At 64.0% G+C, this 15,087-nt stretch carries 18 protein-coding genes; 7 read left to right on the top strand and 11 right to left on the bottom strand.

Annotation, left to right across the window (positions count from 1 at the left end):
• Positions 1-101: 101 nt before the first annotated feature.
• Complete coding sequence (locus OOJ09_RS07910) at positions 102-269, bottom strand: hypothetical protein (protein ID WP_140641097.1); 168 nt, start codon at positions 267-269, stop codon at positions 102-104.
• Positions 270-582: 313 nt separating this feature from the next.
• Between OOJ09_RS07910 and OOJ09_RS07915 the strand changes: the two genes are divergently transcribed.
• Both OOJ09_RS07915 and OOJ09_RS07920 read left to right on the top strand, forming a co-directional pair.
• Positions 583-1,500, top strand: coding sequence for an SMP-30/gluconolactonase/LRE family protein (locus tag OOJ09_RS07915; protein ID WP_269904649.1), 918 nt, complete (start codon positions 583-585; stop codon positions 1,498-1,500).
• A 33-nt stretch (positions 1,501-1,533) separates the two neighbouring features.
• Positions 1,534-1,743: a tautomerase family protein gene (locus OOJ09_RS07920; RefSeq protein WP_091575998.1), complete on the top strand. Its 210-nt coding sequence runs from the start codon at positions 1,534-1,536 to the stop codon at positions 1,741-1,743.
• A 28-nt stretch (positions 1,744-1,771) separates the two neighbouring features.
• On the opposite strand, the gene OOJ09_RS07925 is transcribed toward OOJ09_RS07920, so the two are convergent.
• The 9 genes from OOJ09_RS07925 to OOJ09_RS07965 form a co-directional block, all read right to left on the bottom strand.
• Entirely contained in the window at positions 1,772-2,305 is a 534-nt protein-coding gene (locus OOJ09_RS07925; protein ID WP_269904650.1) for an NADPH-dependent FMN reductase, read from the bottom strand.
• A gap of 40 nt (positions 2,306-2,345) precedes the next feature.
• The gene (locus tag OOJ09_RS07930) at positions 2,346-2,966 is read right to left on the bottom strand and encodes a pyridoxamine 5'-phosphate oxidase family protein (protein WP_269904651.1); all 621 of its coding nucleotides are present in this window, start codon (positions 2,964-2,966) and stop codon (positions 2,346-2,348) included.
• A gap of 10 nt (positions 2,967-2,976) precedes the next feature.
• On the bottom strand, positions 2,977-3,642 hold the full coding sequence (locus OOJ09_RS07935) for a septation protein A (RefSeq protein ID WP_269904652.1): 666 nt from the start codon (positions 3,640-3,642) through the stop codon (positions 2,977-2,979).
• A gap of 60 nt (positions 3,643-3,702) precedes the next feature.
• The gene (ftsY, locus tag OOJ09_RS07940) at positions 3,703-5,469 is read right to left on the bottom strand and encodes a signal recognition particle-docking protein FtsY (RefSeq protein ID WP_269904653.1); all 1,767 of its coding nucleotides are present in this window, start codon (positions 5,467-5,469) and stop codon (positions 3,703-3,705) included.
• A 12-nt stretch (positions 5,470-5,481) separates the two neighbouring features.
• Positions 5,482-6,810: a tRNA (N(6)-L-threonylcarbamoyladenosine(37)-C(2))-methylthiotransferase MtaB gene (gene mtaB / locus OOJ09_RS07945; RefSeq protein ID WP_269904654.1), complete on the bottom strand. Its 1,329-nt coding sequence runs from the start codon at positions 6,808-6,810 to the stop codon at positions 5,482-5,484.
• Positions 6,810-7,694: a diaminopimelate epimerase gene (gene dapF / locus OOJ09_RS07950; RefSeq protein WP_269904655.1), complete on the bottom strand. Its 885-nt coding sequence runs from the start codon at positions 7,692-7,694 to the stop codon at positions 6,810-6,812. The genes mtaB and dapF overlap by 1 nt, the downstream gene beginning before the upstream one ends.
• A gap of 72 nt (positions 7,695-7,766) precedes the next feature.
• Positions 7,767-7,928 (bottom strand): DUF1328 family protein, encoded by a 162-nt coding sequence (locus tag OOJ09_RS07955; protein WP_091576005.1) that lies wholly within the window; start codon positions 7,926-7,928, stop codon positions 7,767-7,769.
• A 98-nt stretch (positions 7,929-8,026) separates the two neighbouring features.
• The gene (locus OOJ09_RS07960) at positions 8,027-8,593 is read right to left on the bottom strand and encodes a hypothetical protein (protein WP_269904656.1); all 567 of its coding nucleotides are present in this window, start codon (positions 8,591-8,593) and stop codon (positions 8,027-8,029) included.
• A 69-nt stretch (positions 8,594-8,662) separates the two neighbouring features.
• The gene (locus tag OOJ09_RS07965) at positions 8,663-9,682 is read right to left on the bottom strand and encodes an MBL fold metallo-hydrolase (RefSeq protein ID WP_269904657.1); all 1,020 of its coding nucleotides are present in this window, start codon (positions 9,680-9,682) and stop codon (positions 8,663-8,665) included.
• A gap of 140 nt (positions 9,683-9,822) precedes the next feature.
• On the opposite strand from OOJ09_RS07965, the gene OOJ09_RS07970 reads away from it, so the two are divergent.
• The 3 genes from OOJ09_RS07970 (at position 9,823) to zapE (ending at position 12,234) form a co-directional block, all read left to right on the top strand.
• Positions 9,823-10,266: a hypothetical protein gene (locus OOJ09_RS07970; RefSeq protein WP_269904658.1), complete on the top strand. Its 444-nt coding sequence runs from the start codon at positions 9,823-9,825 to the stop codon at positions 10,264-10,266.
• Positions 10,267-10,405: 139 nt separating this feature from the next.
• Positions 10,406-10,945, top strand: coding sequence for a protease inhibitor Inh/omp19 family protein (locus OOJ09_RS07975; RefSeq protein WP_269904659.1), 540 nt, complete (start codon positions 10,406-10,408; stop codon positions 10,943-10,945).
• An 89-nt stretch (positions 10,946-11,034) separates the two neighbouring features.
• Positions 11,035-12,234: a cell division protein ZapE gene (gene zapE / locus OOJ09_RS07980; protein WP_269904660.1), complete on the top strand. Its 1,200-nt coding sequence runs from the start codon at positions 11,035-11,037 to the stop codon at positions 12,232-12,234.
• A gap of 11 nt (positions 12,235-12,245) precedes the next feature.
• On the opposite strand, the gene OOJ09_RS07985 is transcribed toward zapE, so the two are convergent.
• Positions 12,246-12,674, bottom strand: coding sequence for a GNAT family N-acetyltransferase (locus OOJ09_RS07985; protein WP_269904661.1), 429 nt, complete (start codon positions 12,672-12,674; stop codon positions 12,246-12,248).
• Positions 12,675-12,890: 216 nt separating this feature from the next.
• On the opposite strand from OOJ09_RS07985, the gene mdh reads away from it, so the two are divergent.
• Together mdh and sucC are read left to right on the top strand one after the other, a co-directional pair.
• The gene (mdh, locus tag OOJ09_RS07990) at positions 12,891-13,859 is read left to right on the top strand and encodes a malate dehydrogenase (protein ID WP_269904662.1); all 969 of its coding nucleotides are present in this window, start codon (positions 12,891-12,893) and stop codon (positions 13,857-13,859) included.
• Positions 13,860-13,889: 30 nt separating this feature from the next.
• Positions 13,890-15,083: an ADP-forming succinate--CoA ligase subunit beta gene (gene sucC, locus OOJ09_RS07995; RefSeq protein WP_269904663.1), complete on the top strand. Its 1,194-nt coding sequence runs from the start codon at positions 13,890-13,892 to the stop codon at positions 15,081-15,083.
• Positions 15,084-15,087: the final 4 nt, after the last annotated feature.

Consider the following 15,087-nt stretch of genomic DNA (forward strand, 5'->3'; position numbering starts at 1 on the left):
TCACGTACCCGAAAGTACGCTCCGCTCCGGGTCTCGGAACCCAGCCTTCTCGACTCGGCCTGACCTGAATCTCAACACGCCTGGGCGGCGCGGACTTGAGGTCAGCCGTAGATCTGCTTGTGGACCTGGTAGAGCATTTCCGAGCGGTCGGCGCGCATGTCGGCCAGGTCGCGGCTGGAAAAGCTGTCGATTTCGGCGACGAGGCGGTTGTAGTGCTTGCGCTTGGCAATGCTGGCACGAGCGCGGGTCATGAGGCTGTCGAGGATCATAGCAAGGTTCCTTTTGGCGCCGCATTCTCGCGGCGGTTATTCCTCCCTTGATCGATACGAAGCATGACATAGTAGTGGTGCGTTGCAAAAAGAAGATGTTGCAATGCACCATTGCACTCAGCGCATAGCCGGTTAAGGGCCCTTAACCGGGGTTAAGCGCCCTTAACCCGGGTTACCCGCCCCTTAACGCGGCATTCGCACCTCATCACGTCCGCGGGAGGTTGCGGACGATTTGATGATCGATCTTGCCTTATTGATCGCCGGCTGGCTTGATCGGTGACGGTGCCGCGTTGAATGACCTGGGAGGGAAGCCATGGCCGCCGAAGATTACGAAATTCTCGATCCGCGTTTCGCGCGCCTGGTCGGCACGAATGCGCATGTGAACAAGCTCTTCACCGGCTGCCAATGGGCGGAAGGGCCAGCCTGGTTCGCCGCCGGCCGCTATGTGGTCTGGTCGGACATCCCGAACAACCGCATGCTGCGCTTCGACGAGACCGACGGCCATGTCAGCGTGTTCCGTCAGCCATCCGGCAATTCCAATGGCAACACCGTCGACCGGCAGGGCCGGCTGGTCACCTGCGAGCATTCGGGCCGGCGCGTCAGCCGCACCGAGCATGACGGCTCGATCACCACCATTGCCGCGAAATGGCGTGGCAAGCGGCTGAATTCGCCCAACGACGCGGTGGTCAAGTCGGATGGATCGATCTGGTTCACCGATCCGAGCTACGGCATCGACAATGACTATGAGGGCGACAAGGCGGAGAGCGAGATCGGCGCCTGCCATGTCTATCGGGTCGATCCCGGCACGGGTGAGGTCGAGGCCGTCATCACCGACATGGTCAGGCCCAATGGCCTCGCCTTCTCGCTCGACGAGAGCAAGCTCTATGTCGCCGACACCGGCCGCACGCATGGCGCGCAAGATCCTGCTCATATCCGCGTGTTCAATGTCGGCAAGGGCGGCAAGAAGGTTTCCGGCGAAAAAGTCTTCGCCGACTGCACGGCCGGCCTGTTCGACGGCTTCAGGCTCGATGAGGGCGGCCGCATCTGGACGAGCGCTGCCGACGGCATCCACTGCTACGATCCGGACGGGACGCTGATCGGCAAGGTCAAGGTACCGGAGGTCACCGCCAATTGCGTGTTCGGCGGCAACAAGCTGAACTGTCTCTACATCGCCGGCACCACTTCGCTCTACATGGTCCGGCTCATGGTCAACGGCGCCAAAACGTGCTGAGCTGCCGTCAACAGGATCGAAGGGGAGAAAATCATGCCATTCGTCAACATCCGCCTCGTCAAGGAAGTGATTGCGGCCGACCCCGCCGGCAAGAAGGCGGACATAGCCAAAAAAGTCACCGCAGCCATCATGGAGGCCACCGGACTGGGCAATGACGATGTCTGGGTGGTCTTCGAGGAGGTCAACGCGCGCGACTGGTATGTCGGCAAGACCGATGTCGAGACGCTGCGGAGCAAGAAGTAGTTCGAAGGCTTGGTGGCGAAGGTTGTGCTCAGCGGCCCGCGATGAAATCCGCGAAGGCTGAAAGCGCATTGTGCATCGCCAGCACATTTGTCGGCTCCGCCAGGATGGTGTCGGTCTCGGGCGGCTTCTTGCCCAGCAGCGCAATCTCGAGCGCCCCGCCGTCATAAAGCGCGAACGACATCGTCCGCATGATCTCGGCCAAGGCGGCGCGGGCAAACAGCGAACGTGGCGAGGCGTGCACCAGCATGGCCGGCTTGTCGACGGCCGCGTCTCTCGACACCATCCAGTCGAGCCCGTTCTTCAGCCCGCCAGGAACGCCATGGGCATATTCCGGACAGGAGACGATGACGCCGTCGGCCCGGGTGACGGCCTCGATCAGGCGCGCGGCTTCCGCAGGCGTGCGCTCGCCCTCCTCGTCCGGATTGAAGATCGGCAGCCGGCCAAGCGCATCATAGACAGTGACGCGGCAGCCGGGCGGTGCGTTGCGCGCCAGCGCGGCGACCAGCGCCGAATTGGTGGAGGCCGCCCGCAGGCTGCCGGAGATGGCAAGGATTTCGATCAAGGGAGAGCGGCCGGATACGAGCGAATCGTGACGTGAAAAACTACCACAAGGTCTTGCGGTAATCCTGGTCCAGTTCGCGGTCGATGCTGCCTGCGGTCTCTGCCAATGCCAGCTGGTCGCGCAGGATCTGGCCGAGCGTCGGCAGCGTCGAGCGGTCGTACCAGGTTTCCGGCTTCCACAGATCGGAGCGCATGAAGGCCTTGGCGCAATGCATGTAGGCGGCCTTGACGGTGACCACGACGACGCTTTGCGGTTCCTTGCCGTCGACGGCCAGGCGATCGCGCAGGGTTGCGTCGATGGTGATGCGGGCATCGCCGTTGACGCGCAGCGTCTCGTTCATGCCGGGGATGAGGAAGAGCAGCCCGACCGACGGGTTGAGCAGGATGTTCTCCAGCGTGTCGAGCCGGTTGTTGCCGGGCCGGTCGGGGATGGCGATGGTCTGGTCGTCGAGCACGGCGGCGAAGCCCGGCCTGTCGCCCTTCGGCGTCACGTCGGCGTTGCCGGCGCCGTCGGACGAGCCGATCAGCACGAACGGGCTCTTGCCGATGAAGGAACGGCAATGGCCGTCGAGCGCCTTCAATTCCTTGCGGATCGAGCCGTCGGTCGGGCGTGGCGTCTTGTAGATCGTCCTCAGCTCGTCGCGCGTGGTGACGAATTCCATGGCCCTCTCCCTATTTGCCGGCCTTCTCTTCCTTCGGCGCCTTTTCCTCGAGCGAATGGCGCAGGATCAGCGGCATCTGGCTGAAAGTGAAGACGAAAGTGATGGGAATCGTGCCCCAGACCTTGAAATAGAGCCAGGTTTCCTCCGAAAAATTGCGCCACATCACTTCGTTCAGCGCAGCCAGGAAAAGAAAGAACAGTCCCCAGCGGAAGGTGAGCTTGCGCCAGCCCTCGGCGTCGAGGCTGAAAGCCGAATCAAAGACATAACCGAGCAGCGATCTGCCGAAGGCCAGTCCGCCGAGCAGCGTCAGGCCGAACAGGGAATTGATGATCGTCGGCTTCATGTAGGCAAAGGTCTTGTCCTGCAGCCACAGCGCCAAGGCCCCAAATGCGAAAACGATGATGCCCGACACCAGCGGCATGATCGGCAAGCTGCGCATCACCAGCCACGAAACAGCAAGCGACAGCGCCGTGGCCACCATGAAGAAGGCGGTGGCGATCAGCAGCGGTTCGCCCAGATGCGTCAGGATGGGAAATTTCTGGGCGAGCCACTCACCGCGAATGGTCGTGAAAAAGAACACCAGGCCCGGTCCGAGTTCGAGAGCGAATTTCAGGGCGGGGTTCAGCGTCTTGCGGCGCGGATCGGATGGGTCGCTTTCGAGGATGGGCGGGTTCATGGAATCTCTTTCTTACGCATAATCTGATCCAAAAAGCCTGCAACTTCTTGGGATATGCCGTTACGCCACTCCAGCGATCGCCCTGGCGAATTCGCTTGCCGAAAAAGGTTCGAGGTCGTCGACCTGTTCGCCGACGCCGATGAAATAGACCGGCAGTTTATGCTTTGCCGCGATCGCCACCAGAATACCGCCACGCGCCGTGCCGTCCAGCTTGGTCATCACCAGGCCGTTGACGCCGGCGACATTGCGGAAGATCTCGACCTGGTTGAGCGCGTTCTGGCCGGTGGTGGCATCGACCGTCTGCAGCACCGTGTGTGGCGCTTCCGGATCCAGCTTGCCGAGCACGCGGACGATCTTTTCGAGCTCGGCCATCAGTTCGGTCTTGTTCTGCAGGCGCCCGGCGGTGTCGATGATCAGCACGTCGGAGCCGGCTTCCTTGGCCTTCTCGAAGGCGTCGTAGGCGAGACCGGCGGCATCGGCGCCAATCTTGGAGGCGATCACCGGCGATTTCGTCCGCTCACCCCAGATCTTCAACTGCTCGATCGCGGCGGCGCGGAAGGTATCGCCGGCGGCGAGCATCACCGACAGGCCGCCATCGGTCAGCTTGGCGGCGAGCTTGCCGATGGTTGTGGTCTTGCCGGTGCCGTTGACGCCGACCACCAGGATGACATGCGGTTTGTGGGAGAGGTCGAGCTCCAGCGGCATGGCGACGTGGGTCAGCACCTTTTCCACCTCGGCCGCCATGATGGCGCGCACTTCGGCGTCGGAGACGTCCTTGCCATAGCGGCTGGAGGCCAGCGCATCGGTGACGCGCAGCGCGGTTTCCATGCCGAGATCGGCGCGGATCAGCACGTCCTCCAGATCCTGCAGCGTCTCCTCGTCGAGCTTGCGCTTGGTGAAGACGCCGGCGATGTTGCCGGTGAGTTCCTTCGAGGAGCGGGCGAGCCCGTCCTTCATCCGTTGGAACCACGAGCGTCTCGGCGCCGGCTCTGGTGCCTTCTGCTGTTCGGCCTTCTGCTCGACCTTCTTGGTGACGGTCACCTTGCCGGGCGCGGGTTTTGGCTCCGGTGGCGGGACGGGCTGCGGTTCGGGCGCGATCTTAGCGATGATAGGCTGCGGCTCGACCGACGCGGGTTCAGCTTCGGGCTGCGTGCGTTTTATCTCCCCCTCGATGGGGGAGGTCCCGAGCGCAGCTCGGGGTTGGGGGTGATCGGCGTCGGCGCTGTCACCCCAACCCGCCGCTCCGCGTCGACCCTCCCCATCGAGGGGAGGGTGGGGCGCTGGTGCAGCGGGGGGTGCCAAATCCTTCGCAGGCTCGCGCTGCCCCTCACCGGCGCCGACCTCTGACGAGGGAGGCCTCGCGGACGGGATCGTTGGTGGAACCTCGATCGGCGGCGCCGGCACTTCGACAGGCGCGGGCTCAGGCGGTTCGTCCGGCACGATCTCCGGCAGTTCCGGTCCCGGGACTGGAATCTCTTGTGGCGCCGGTTCCGGAACGCGCTCTGGCACGGCTGGCACATCAGGCTCTTCCGGTGGCGCCGGCTCTTCGGCGGGTATTGCCGGGGCCGGCGGCTCAGGTGCCTGCGGTTCCTCGATCGGTGTGGGCTCTGGCTGAATTTCCGGCTCGGCCGGCGGTGCCGGCACGACCTCTGCTTCGGGCACCGCCTCGTCGCGCTTCAGGAATTCCGGAACGACCTGCTCGGCCGCCGGCTTCAGCGCATCGAGTGCTTCCCATTTGATCGGCGGCAGCGGAGCGGTCTCGTCGATGCGCTCCTCGACAACCTCTTTCTTGCCGAACGAAAATATCTTCTTGAAAAAACCAGCCATGCTTTGCGTTTCTCAGGCGGCGCGGGCGGCAAGCGGCGCCGCGATCAGCCGGGCGCCGTCATGGCCGGTGATGTCAGCCTGGACGATTTCGCCCGGCGAGCCGGTGGCAAGTGCCGCCAGCGTGAACCCTTCGGTGCGGCCAAGGCCGTCGCGCTCGATCAGGATCGACTGACGCGTTCCGGCCAGCGACGACAGATGCCTGACATAGGCGGTTTCGCCGGCGGCACGCAGCCGGGCGGCGCGCTGCTTGACCACCTCGCGGCGAACCTGCGGCATGCGCGCGGCCGGCGTGCCCTCGCGGGGGCTGAACGGGAAGACGTGAAGGTGGGTCAGTCCGCATTCCTCGACGATCTTTTCCGAGTTCTCGAACATTTCGTCGGTCTCGGTCGGAAAGCCGGCGATGATGTCGGCGCCGAAGACGATGCCTGGGCGCAGCTTGCGCACATCCTCGCAGAAGCGGATCGACTGGTCGCGCAGATGCCGGCGCTTCATGCGCTTCAGGATCATGTCGTCGCCCGACTGCAGCGACAGATGCAGATGCGGCATCAGCCGCGGCTCGGTGGCGATGGCGTCGAGCAAATCGTCGTCGGCCTCGATCGAATCGATCGACGACAGCCGCAGCCGCTCTACGTCCGGCACCTGCTTGAGGATGGTCTTCACCAGTCTGCCGAGTTTTGGCGCGCCCGGCAGGTCGGCGCCGAAGCTGGTCATGTCGACGCCGGTCAGCACGATCTCTGCATAGCCGTTGTTGCTGAGCCGCTTGACCTGCTCGACCACGGCGCCCATCGGCACCGAGCGCGAATTGCCGCGGCCATAGGGAATGATGCAGAAGGTGCAGCGGTGGTCGCAGCCGTTCTGCACCTGGACGAAGGCGCGCGCCCGGCCCTCGATGGCGTCGACCATGTGGCTGGCGGTCTCGCGCACCGAGAAGATGTCGTTGACGCGCGCCTTCTCGGTGTCGTTGACGCCGAAATCCGGCAGCGCGCGATAGGAATGCGCCTTGAGCTTCTCCTCATTGCCGAGGACGAGATCCACCTCGTCCATGGCGGCGAAACTCTGCGGCTCGGTCTGCGCGGCGCAGCCGGTGACGATGATGCGCGTCCGCGGGTTGTCGCGGCGCGCCTTGCGGATCGCCTGCCTGGCCTGGCGCACCGCCTCGCCGGTGACGGCGCAGGTGTTGAAGATCACCGCGCCGCCCTCCAGCGCGCCGAGGCCGGCGGTTTCAGCCTCGCGCCGCATCACCTCGGATTCATAGGTGTTCAGCCGGCAGCCGAAGGTCACCACGTCAATTCCCTTGGAGATGGGGCCCTCGGAGACCGGGCCCTTGGACAGAGCGGACATCAGGCCGCGCTTTCGGCGTCGCGGGCCCAGATGCCGGTCGACGGATCGAAGCTGCCCGAAAATTCCCATTCGGCGGCACCGGTAAGGATGACGTGGTCGTCGTCGCGCCACTCGACATGCAGCGTGCCACCGCCGGGGGTCAACAGGCTGGCACTTCGGCCGGTCCGCTTGGTACGGGCCGCGGCAACCACCGATGCGCAGGCGGCCGAGCCGCAGGCCTTGGTCAGGCCGGCGCCGCGCTCCCAGGTGCGGATGACCATGGTTTGCGGTGAAGTCACCTGTGCGATGGTGATGTTGGCGCGCTCGGGAAACATCGGGTGGTTCTCGAGCAGCGGGCCGAAGCGGTCGAGCTCATAGGACCAGACATCGCGGTCGACCCAGAAGATGGCATGCGGATTGCCCATCGAGACGACCGAGGGCGAATGCAGCACCGGCGCATCGATCGGGCCGATCTGCAGCTCGATCATGCGGGTGTCGCGGAATTCCTCGGCCAGCGGGATGTCCTGCCAGCCGAAACGTGGCGTGCCCATGTCGACCGAGATCGAGCCGTCGGCATGCTCGCGTGCATTGAGGATGCCGGCCACGGTCTCGAAGGTGAAGGTCTTCTGGCCGGTCTCGGCGGCCAGCGCCTGGACGACGCAGCGCATGCCGTTGCCGCAGGCCTGCGCCCCGGAGCCGTCGGAATTCAGGATGTCGATGAAAAAGGCGGTGCCCGGCGTCCTGGCGTCGTGGATCGCCATGATCTGGTCGAACCTGGTCGCGGCGTCGGCGTTGAGCGCGATGGCCGCAGCCGGCGTCACCCGATCGGCACGGCCACGCATATCGGCAACGATGATCTCGTTGCCGATGCCGTTCATCTTGGCGAAGGGGGCCGTGCTTGCCATTGCTCCGAAAATTCCGTGTCCGTTTGGCGCTATATGGCGGAAACGGGCAGGAATTACCAGTGCGGAGCAGCTTTACGTCACCGCGAAGATGCCAAGCACCACCAGCAGGAAGATGATGAGAACGATGCCGATGAGGATGCGCGCGCCGGTGGCGGCGGCGCCGGCCAGCGCCGGCATGCCGAGCAGGCTCGCCGCCGCCGCGACGATCAGGAGAATGATGATCCATTTGATCATGGGAATGCCTCGCAAGCCGACAGATTTTGAAACCGCAGGGAAACGCGGCCGCCGCGCTTGGGTTCCCGCTGGCTGCGAGGCGTATGTCAGGGGCAAAACTAGCCGGCGATCTCGATATCGGTGGTGAAGGGCGCCGTCTTGCTCGAATTCTGGTCATGCATGACGAAGTCGCACCGGTACTTGCCGGGTGGCAGGCCATCGAGGGAAAGGTCGAGTTTGAAGAAGAGTTCGCGGTTGTGCGAGCGAGAAGCGACCTGAACGCTGCCGATCTTCTCGAACGTGCCCAGAGGTTCGCCCGATTCGGAAAGCACGGTGAGGTCGACGGCAAGCGCGATCTGGCTATTGCCCAGACCGTCCGAGCCATAGCCATATCCAACCGGCTCCATATAGAGCACGACCTTCTCGCCAGGCTTGTAGATGTGATTGGCACGCTCGCTGTAGATGCCAAAGCCGCCGGCTGTGTCGACCTGTTTGACGTTCTGCACGCCAAGCGGCATCGCTTGCCATAGCGCGTCCTCGGCGCTGCGGAATTTTTCCAGCGCGCCGGGACCGTCACCCGCCTGCAGCGCCTTTTCGGCTTCGGCGGCGCGGTCGCTGATTTCACCTGCGAAAGCAGCCGGCGCCGAAATTGCCAGCGCCATCAGAACTGCCACGATCGATTTCATCCGAATCCCTTTGCCTGCTGGAGAGACCATCGGCGAAAATGATCGTGCCGTAAATGGCCAATGCAGACTTCAGCCGTGCTCCATCTCCGGCACGTCCCAGACTTCCCCCGGCCGCAAGGCGCGAAAGCGCTCCTGCGGGATGCCTTGATCGTCAAGCGCCTGGGCCAGCTTTCGGACCGGCTCCTCGATCGGTTCGTCGGTGAGCTGGAAGGTGCCCCAGTGGCAGCCGGCGGCATGGGCGGCGTTGCACAGTTTCATGCCTTGCACGGCCTCCTCCGGGTTCTGGTGCTGGGGCGCCATGAACCAGCGTGGCTCATAGGCGCCGATCGGCAGGATGGCGAAGCGGAAGCCGCCATGTTTCTCGGCCATCAGCCGGTAATTGGCGCCATCGTGGAAGCCGGTGTCGCCGGCGAAGTAGATCTTGCCGCCCGGCGTCTCGATGACGAAGCCGGCCCACAGCGCCATGCACCGGTCGCGGGTGCCGCGCGCCGACCAGTGATGAACCGGCTCGACATGGATGGCGACGCCATCATGGGTATCGACCCTGTCGCCCCAGTCATGCGCCGACAGCCGCATGCCGGGCACGGCGCCGTCGATGAGGACGTCGTTGCCGAGCGGCGTCAGCACCAGGGGATCATGCTTTGCCTTGAGCCGCTTCAGCGTCGCGAGGTCGAGATGGTCGTAGTGATTATGGCTGACCAGCACGAGGTCGATCGGCGGCAGGTGGACGAAGGCGATGCCCGGCGGACTGACGCGTCTTGGTCCGAGGAAGGAAAACGGCGACGTGCGTTGCGACCAGACCGGATCCGTGAGGATGTTCAGGCCAGCGGTCTGGATGAGCAGCGAGGAATGGCCGACCATCGTCACTCTCAGAGCGGAGCCTTCGACCCTTCTCACGGGAGCTGCCTGCTGGAACGAACCCGGATCGGCCGCCGGCCATTTCGAGCGCCCGCCGCTCAACCGCCATTTCAGCAGGTCGGTGAAGCGCCCTGGCGGCTGGCCGCCGGGGTTGAAGAACAAGGTGCCGTCGAAATGATCGCTTGGCGGGCCGCTGTAGTAGCGATTGGCGGCTGTCTTTTTCGCGGCCAATGTTGCGGCTCCGGCGGGTTTGCGTTTGCTAGAGATAGGCCCTGCGCCGGCTGGCGCAAGCATTTGGCTCCCGAATGCCAAGGGCCGGGAGGCCGGCTCGGCTAGGATCGCCAGGGATCGCGGAGCGGGAGGACGACGCCATGGCGATGAAGCGGACGAAGACCCCATGGATGAAGGCCGAGGATTTCGGCCGCTCGCTGCCGCGCGGCATCGGCGTCAACCTGCTGGTGAGCGACATGGTTGCCATGGAAGCTTTTTGCCGCGACGTCCTTGGCGCGCGCGTGATCTACGCCGATGAGGATTTCGCGGCGATCGAGCTGCTGGGATCGGTGTTCATGCTGCATGCCGACCATTCCTATCTCGACAACCCGATGACCGGCGTCATCGCCGGCACCGAAACACGCGGGGCCGGGATAGAGTTGCGCCTCTACGGCGCCGATCCCGATGCGATCGAAACGGCGGCACGGCATCATGGCCACATCGTGCTGGCTGGCGCGCTCGACAAGCCGCATGGCTTGCGCGAAAGCCATATCGTCGGACCTGACGGATATGTGTTCGTGCCGAGCGCGCCGTTGGCGCGATGATTGCGATAAATTTGCAACAAATGTTGCCGCAAACCGTATTTTAACCATATCGGGTTGAAATTTCGCCACCTTCTCCATCTTGGTGGAGGTGAGATTGCGCGGACGGCGTCCCCCCAAGCCGGATCCGACGGAGGTTGGAATGACTTTTTCGAAAATCGGCCTGGTGGCCGTATCGCTGGCGGCGCTCGTTGCGAGCGGCTGCTCGACCTCGCGGTTCTCGTCGATGGATGACCAGCAGCCCGCGCCGCTGCAGCCGGCCCCGGCCGGCCAGGTGACGGCGAATCAGCTGCCGCCGCCGGCCTCACCGGGCACCACCGATCCGTCGCAGTTCCCGACCGCGCCGGCGAATACGCAGGTTGCGTCCTTGCCGCCGGACGGCACGGCGCCCGCCGGAGCCTCGGATCTGACCGCAGCCAGCGTCGCCGGTGTCTGGAACGCCAGCGTTTCGGGCCAGACCTGCAAGGTGGCGACGCCGCAGACCAAATTCGGCGCCGGCTTCCGCGCCGGACCGCTGCACTGCCCGGCGCCAATCGACGGCATCAAGTCGTGGAACGTCTCCGGCAAGCAGCTGACGCTCTATGACGAGAATGGCGGCACGCTGGCACGGCTCTATTCCTCTGGCGGTTCGAAATTCGACGGCCAGACTTCCAACGGCCAGCCGATTTCGCTTACAAGATAAGTCCGACCTTCCTCTTATTTGTTTTTACGCAATTCCGGACGGAAAACCGCTACACACTTTCCTGGAATTGCTCGACAACGACGTGACCGATGCATCTGCGCGACGGCCTCCAGACCCATGCGACCGTCAGGCAACGCTATGACCATCTGGTCGAAACGGGCGCGATCGAACGCGACCCGGCGCAGGAACGGATCGCCGCCGCGCTCGACCGGCTGATCGACGAGATCTCGGCAAAGCGGCTGGCGCATAAATCCAGTACGCTGGGCTGGCTGTTTGCCCGCAAGCGCGAGACGCATGAGGCGGTCAAGGGCCTCTACATCCACGGTGGCGTCGGCCGCGGCAAGACCATGCTGATGGACATATTCTTCGAACTGCTGCCGGTGCGCCGCAAGCGCCGCGTGCACTTCAACGACTTCATGGCCGATGTGCAGGACCGCATCCAGAAGCACCGGCAGGCGCGCAAGAATGGCGACGTCAAGGAGGACGATCCGATCCCGCCCGTGGCCAAGGCGCTCGCCGAGCAGGCCTGGGTGCTGTGCTTCGACGAGTTCTCGGTCACCGACATTGCCGATGCGATGATCCTGTCGCGGCTGTTTTCGGCGCTGTTCGCCAGCGGCGTGGTGCTGGTCGCGACCTCGAACGTGGCGCCGGAAAACCTCTATCGCGACGGGCTGAACCGCCAGCTTTTCCTGCCGTTCATCGGCATACTGGAGCGGCACACGCATGTGCTGTCGCTCGACACCGACAAGGACTACCGGCTGGAAAAGCTTGCCCGCACGCCGGTCTATGTCACACCGGCCGATGCCGCCGCCGACCAGGCGCTCGACGAGGCGTGGCAGGCCATGACATATGGTGCCCCGACGGCCGAGGCGTCGCTGACCGTCAAGGGTCGGCATGTGGCGATCCCGCGCGCCGCTGGCGTCGCGGCACGCTTCTCTTTCGCCGATCTTTGCGAAAAACCGCTCGGGGCACGCGACTACCTGGCCATTGCCAACCGGTTCTCGACCATCTTCATCGACCACGTGCCGGTGCTGGGCGAAGGCAAGCGCAACGAGGCCAAGCGCTTCATCCTTTTGATCGACACGCTCTACGATCATCATGTGCGGCTGGTCGTAAGCGCCGAGGCCCCGCCGCCGCAGCTTTACGTGGCCAAGCGGGGCGTCGAGGTGTTCGAGTTCGAGCGCACGGCATCACGATTGATCGAGATGCAGAGCCGCGACTGGCTGGAAGACTGGGCGGAGCGGCGGATGGCGAAGGCGCTGCCGGAGGCGCAGCAGGCGCAAGCCTGACACGCCATTCCCTAAAGCTCATACACATACATGACGAACTCTTCCGCTGGCCCGTGCGGCTCCTTGCGCGCTTCGTAGAGCGCGCGGGCGGCAATGTTGCCCGGCTCGGTGCCAACCCAGGCTTCCTCGCAGCCATGCTCCCTGCCGATCGCGAACATCGCGTCGAGCATCTTTCGCGCGATGCCCTGGCGCTGGAAGGCCGGCGCAACGCCGACCTCGTCGACATAGAGTTCGCTGACCTTGTCTGGATGGCGATGGATGACCGCGGCGCATTGACCGACGACCACGCCATCGGCCAGCGCCACGATCATGAAATGGCCGGGTTCGTTGAGGTAGGCTGCCAGCCGATCCGGCCTGGCCGGCGCGTCGAACACATCCTCGGCGACCTTCATCACAAGGGCGTCATCGCCCGCTTCAAGCCTTCTGATTTCCATCTTCATTGTGTAAAATCTACCAAGTCGGCTTATGAATTTTGACGTTTACGTAAATCCCAAACACTCTAACCGATTGAAAATACTCACTCCAAAATAATCGTTTGAATTTATCGCGCACCGGAGCTATTGGGTGCGGCGAAATCTCGCGGTTTCCCCGCAGCATTCCGGCCTCTTCCTCGACGCCGTATGGCGCCGTCACAGACAAAGGGAAAACATCCTCACATGGCACGTAACAAGATAGCGCTCATCGGCTCTGGCATGATCGGCGGCACGCTCGCTCACATGATCGGCCTCAAGGACCTCGGCGACGTGGTGCTGTTCGATATTGCCGAGGGCATCCCGCAGGGCAAGGGGCTCGATATCGCGCAGTCGTCGCCTGTCGACGGGTTCGATTCCAGGCTGACCGGCGTCAACGACTATGCCGGCATCGAGGGCGCCGACGTCTGCATCGTCACCGCCGGCGTGCCGCGCAAGCCCGGCATGAGCCGCGACGACCTCCTGGGCATCAACCTGAAGGTCATGGAACAGGTCGGCGCCGGGCTGAAGAAGTACGCGCCGAAGGCGTTCGTCATCTGCATCACCAACCCGCTCGATGCCATGGTCTGGGCGCTGCAGAAGTTTTCCGGCCTGCCGAAGAGCCATGTCGTCGGCATGGCCGGCGTGCTCGACAGCGCGCGCTTCCGCTATTTCCTGGCCGAGGAGTTCAAGGTCTCGGTCGAGGACGTCACCGCCTTCGTGCTTGGCGGCCATGGCGATTCCATGGTGCCGATGATCCGCTATTCGACGGTATCGGGCATTCCGCTGCCCGACCTGATCAAGATGGGCTGGACCTCGAAGGAAAAGCTCGACCAGATCGTCCAGCGCACCCGCGACGGCGGCGCCGAGATCGTCGGCCTGCTCAAGACCGGCTCGGCCTATTACGCGCCGGCCGCCTCGGCGATTTCGATGGCGGAGGCCTATCTCAAGGACAAGAAGCGCGTGCTGCCCTGCGCGGCGTTCCTCTCCGGCCAGTATGGCGTCAAGAACACCTATGTCGGCGTTCCCGTGGTGATCGGCGCCGGCGGCGTCGAGCGCATCATCGAGATCGACCTGAACAAGAGCGAGCAGAAGATGTTCGACAGTTCGGTGGCGACGGTGCAAGGCCTGACCGAGGCCTGCGTCAAGATCGCGCCGCAGCTCGCCTCGAAGTAAACCCCAGTACGTGATCCGGAGCCAATCCAGATGAACATCCATGAGTATCAGGGCAAGGCGCTGCTGAAGAGCTTTGGCGCGCCGGTGGCCGAAGGCGTGCCGGTGTTCAAGGCGAGCGAGGCGGAAGCCGCCGCCAAGGCGCTGCCCGGCCCGCTCTACGTGGTGAAGAGCCAGATCCATGCCGGCGGCCGCGGCAAGGGCAAGTTCAAGGAGCTCGGCCCCGACGCCAAGGGTGGCGTGCGGCTGGCGAAGTCGGTGGCCGAAGTGGTCGCCAACGCCAACGAGATGCTCGGCCACACGCTGGTGACCAAGCAGACCGGCCCGGCCGGCAAGCAGGTCAACCGCCTCTACATCGAGGATGGCGCCGATATCGATCGCGAGCTCTATCTGTCTATCCTGGTCGACCGCTCGGTCGGCCGCGTCGCCTTCGTCGTTTCGACCGAAGGCGGCATGGACATCGAGGCGGTCGCGCATGACACGCCGGAAAAGATCATCACCGTCGCCATCGACCCGGAAAAGGGCGTCACGGCAGCCGATCTGAAGGCGCTCAACGGCGCGCTGAAACTCGACGGCGACGCTGCCAAGGACGGCAATGCGCTGTTCCCGATCCTCTACAAGGCCTTCGTCGAGAAGGACATGAGCCTGCTCGAGGTCAATCCGCTGATCGTCATGAAGAACGGCCGGCTGCGCGTGCTCGACGCAAAGGTGTCGTTCGACAACAACGCGTTGTTCCGCCACCCCGACGTGCTCGAACTGCGCGACACCACCGAAGAGGACGAGAAGGAGATCGAGGCGTCGAAATACGACCTCGCCTATGTCGCGCTCGACGGCAATATCGGCTGCATGGTCAATGGCGCGGGCCTTGCCATGGCGACGATGGATATCATCAAGCTCTATGGCGCCGAACCCGCCAACTTCCTCGATGTGGGCGGCGGTGCGTCCAAGGAGAAGGTGACGGCGGCGTTCAAGATCATCACCAAGGATCCGGCGGTCAAGGGCATCCTGATCAACATCTTCGGCGGCATCATGAAGTGCGACATCATCGCCGAGGGCGTGATCGCCGCGGTCAAGGAAGTCGGCCTGAAGGTGCCGCTGGTGGTGCGCCTGGAAGGCACCAATGCCGAACTCGGCAAGAAGATCATCAACGACAGCGGCCTCAACGTCGTGTCGGCCGACGACCTCGACGACGCGGCCAAGAAGATCGTGGCGGCGGTGAAGGGCTGATCTG

It is taken from the genome of Mesorhizobium qingshengii (genome assembly GCF_027563465.1).
Lineage (GTDB): Bacteria > Pseudomonadota > Alphaproteobacteria > Rhizobiales > Rhizobiaceae > Mesorhizobium > Mesorhizobium qingshengii_A.